The 3,276-nt window shown below is 58.0% G+C and carries 5 protein-coding genes; all 5 read right to left on the bottom strand.

Translation table 11 applies throughout. The features are described from left to right. A partial coding sequence (locus tag AB4043_RS22640) for a hypothetical protein (protein ID WP_442308172.1) occupies positions 1-507 on the bottom strand: 507 nt, incomplete at its 3' end. A 154-nt stretch (positions 508-661) separates the two neighbouring features. Then, positions 662-1,207, bottom strand: a complete 546-nt coding sequence (locus AB4043_RS22635; RefSeq protein ID WP_442308171.1) for a peptidoglycan-binding domain-containing protein — start codon at positions 1,205-1,207, stop codon at positions 662-664. A gap of 35 nt (positions 1,208-1,242) precedes the next feature. Continuing rightward, positions 1,243-1,947 carry a PDZ domain-containing protein gene (locus AB4043_RS22630; protein WP_442308170.1) on the bottom strand — a complete coding sequence of 235 codons (705 nt, stop codon included), beginning with the start codon at positions 1,945-1,947 and terminating at the stop codon, positions 1,243-1,245. Beyond that, positions 1,892-2,446: a hypothetical protein gene (locus AB4043_RS22625; RefSeq protein WP_442308169.1), complete on the bottom strand. Its 555-nt coding sequence runs from the start codon at positions 2,444-2,446 to the stop codon at positions 1,892-1,894. The genes AB4043_RS22630 and AB4043_RS22625 overlap by 56 nt, the downstream gene beginning before the upstream one ends. A gap of 174 nt (positions 2,447-2,620) precedes the next feature. Beyond that, positions 2,621-3,276: peptidase dimerization domain-containing protein (locus AB4043_RS22620; RefSeq protein WP_442308168.1), on the bottom strand; the 656-nt coding region annotated here is incomplete at its 5' end.

Below are 3,276 nucleotides of genomic sequence, written 5' to 3'. Positions count from 1 at the left end.
CTCCAGCGCCAGCAGATATCCGGTTGAAGTGCCTGACTTCGTCAGCGCCTGGCGCAGCAGATCCGCGGCATTGACCTTCATGTTCTGCGGCAGCTTGCGGCTGAGGAAGGGAACCAGAAGAAAGCCTAACTCCTTCGAGGCGCTTAGCTGGTCGATGTGAGTATCGCGGAAGCCGATGGTCTCACCTTCCGCCTCCGGCAGCATGGATACATCGGCATCTGTCGTTAATCCCACCCCGATACAAGCGCCGCGCAATCCAGCGCCCACGCGGGATCTTGTGTGGACACTGACGATGATGCGGTCATCTTTGAAGCTGACGTGGGGTTTCTCGGCGTAGACGTAACAGGCTGAAGCGCCATCGCCGCGCAGATAATAGCGGCCATCGGGTGTATTGAATAACTGCTGTTTCAGGGTGCGTTCCAATGCATCGGCTGAGATCTTCAGCTCAATGGCATGAGCGCTCGCCGCCATTGCCAGAAGGAAGAGAACAACAATCCGTCGCTTCACTCTTTCAGACTAGAGCATTTTCCCTGTTGCTTGGTATCCCGGAAGGGACGTGCAGCGGCGTTTTCATCGCGGAAAACGCCCATAGATGCGGAAGCCCCACACGACACCTACAGGGAAATGCTCCATCGTGCCCAAACGCTTTCCGGAAATGGTCTTATTTTGACCCGAGCGCTGACACCGTGCTGTCGGAAATTGTGGCCGGATTCTCCTGGTGCGGTCCCAGGCCCAGCTTGATCAGTGCGCGTGAATCCGGTACCAGCTTGGTCTGCCAACCGTTGTCAGATTGCAGCTTCTGCATTGCGGCCTCCGTTGAAGAATCCCAGTGGCCGCTTGGATCGCCATTCAGGTAACCCGCCTTGATTAGCGCCTGTTGAATCTCGGTAGCGCGGTTATCACCAATGCCACGCTGGCCGGGCTTGAACGTGGTATGCCGTATCGTTCCCGGCTTGTTTGATTTCTTCTGGACATGTGGAGCCGTTGGACCCCGCCGCGAACGCATCATAGCGTGAGATGGAACAGCGGTAACGACTGCAAGCGCAACAACAAATAAGACTTGGGAAAGACGCATCATTCCAACACCTGCAACGCCTGGTATCAGGCGATTTCCAATTCTGTCTGACCTTGATTTGCATTCAAGGTTACTGACAAAGTAAACCCTCGGCAACAGAAAAAGAAGCGGCGCAAAGGGCGGATTTCCCATTTTGCGCCGCTCTTTTCTGCGAGTGGATTGCAGGGCTACGGCAGGGTACCGCCCACGTAATTGTTGCCACCAGTCGGTGAGTTCGGCGTACGAACCAGGAAGACCACATCATCACCGGATTTCAGGCTCTTGATCGCGGCCTGGAAGCTGGCCATGTCGGTCACCGGCTTGCGGTTAATCTCAACGATTATCTGTCCACGGCCCAGCCCGATCTCGTCTGCAAACGATCCCGGCTTCAGGGCGGAAACGATAACTCCACCTTTGATGCCGAGCTTGGTTGCCACGTTGTTAGGCAAAGCACTGACGGTCAGGCCCAGTTTATCGGCAGAAACATCAGAGGATTGCGCCTCTTGTGAGTCGTCCTGCCCATTGCCATTGAGATCGGCAAAAATCTTCGCGCGGTCACCGATGGAGACTGTCGTTGAGGCTGGTTTACCGTCGCGCAGATAGCCGAGCTTGACTGTCGATCCCGGACGGCGGGCAGCAATGTCGTTCACCATGTCATCGCCGTCCTTGATCTTGCGGCCGTCGATCGACTCAATCACGTCACCCGGCTGCAGCCCGGCCTTCTCCGCCGGTCCGCCCTTGCTGACGGTGCTGACGATGACGCCCGAACCGTACATGCGGGAGACTGCCGAGGAGATGTTCGACTGGAAGCTGATTCCGATCGATCCACGGGTCACCTTATGTTCCGGTCCGATGAGCATGTTGTAGACATTGACCACGGTGTTCGCTGGCATGGCGAAACCGCAGCTTCACATAAATCTTGTCGGCTTTCTCCACCACGTGATTGTTGGTGATGATGTAGCCCTTTGAATCGACGATGAAGCCGGAGCCCAGAGCTCTGCGTTCGCCGCCCGCGCCATCATCATCCTCGTCATCACCACCGCCAGGATTTCCGCCGAAGAACCGGTTAAAGAAATCCTGCATATCCTGCTGATCCTGACTGCCATTACCGTTGCCGCGGCGGCGACGCTGCTGGGCAGCCTGCTTTGGCAGGCTCTCGGTGTTGATATTGACCACCGCGGGTCCAACCATCTTGGCAATCTTCGCAAAGCCATTGCCCACGCTCTGGGGCTCAGGAATACGCAGAGGCGTCGCGTCTGAGGACTCCTGCGCTTCCTTGCCATGAACCTTCGCGGTCAGAACTGAGCCGGCCACAATGCCGACCGACAGCGTTGCCAGCAACGCGAAGGTCGAGGTCAGACGCCGGGCCTGAATCCGTTCCCACAGTGACATCTTTTTCTCCATGTAGTTGTGTATCCCTCAATAAAGCACGCGCGCCAAAGACACCATGCAATACGCCAGTATATCGCCGAAAACGGGGAAATTTGTGCTCGGCGGCATTCGCAGGTTTAGACGCTGATTAACCTGAAAGGTGTTTTGTGCAATTCCGGCGGTGGTCTGGCCACCTCATCTGGCGGCATCCAGCAAGATCAACAAAACACGGCGCAACGCCAGCTCTCTCCCAGCCGGGTCGAACCACTCGCTGTGGGTATGGATGCCCCCGGCGATGCCTCCCGCTCCTACCGCAATCGCCTCCCGTCCCAGGGCCAGCGGCACATTGGCATCGGTCGAACCGATGCGAAGCTCGGTACGCAGGCGAAGATGGCGGTCTACCGCATGAATGGTCTCAAGCAGAGCAGCCTCTGTGGAGAGGGTTCCTGCCGGGCGGTCGCCGATGGTCGCCACATGGAGGCTCAGCCTGCGGTCGCCGGCGTCGTCATTTGCTTCAAGAACAGCATCTTCAAGCGCGCGGTGGACCTGGACCTCCAGAGAGATCAGTTGGTCCATATCGACAGAGCGCAGGTCGATGAGGCAGCTTGCACGCTCGGGTACTGAGGTGACGGACATGCCGCCCTCGATACGCCCGATATTCCAGGTAGTACGCGGCTGACGCGGCAGTTTGATTCGCTCCATCGCAGCGATCGCCTTGCTCAGTACGACAATCGGGTTGGGAGCCCCTGCCTCTGTCCAGGAGTGCCCGCCCGGGCCGGTGATAGTGGCCTGAAGTCGGCGGCTGCCGATGGCGCCAACGACCACATTCTCAGTCCCCGCCCCTTCCAGGC

It is taken from the genome of Terriglobus sp. YAF25, from assembly GCF_052113305.1.
In the GTDB taxonomy this organism is placed as follows: Bacteria; Acidobacteriota; Terriglobia; order Terriglobales; family Acidobacteriaceae; genus Terriglobus.
The sequence above is the reverse complement of the archived record's forward strand: the minus strand, read 5'-3'. Positions and strand labels throughout refer to the sequence as shown.

Coding starts and splice junctions, on each gene's coding strand:
- AB4043_RS22635 (WP_442308171.1), bottom strand. CDS start 1,207: ATGGGAAATCCGCCCTTTGCGCCGCTTCTTTTTCTGTTGCCGAGGGTT.
- AB4043_RS22630 (WP_442308170.1), bottom strand. CDS start 1,947: ATGCCAGCGAACACCGTGGTCAATGTCTACAACATGCTCATCGGACCG.
- AB4043_RS22625 (WP_442308169.1), bottom strand. CDS start 2,446: ATGTCACTGTGGGAACGGATTCAGGCCCGGCGTCTGACCTCGACCTTC.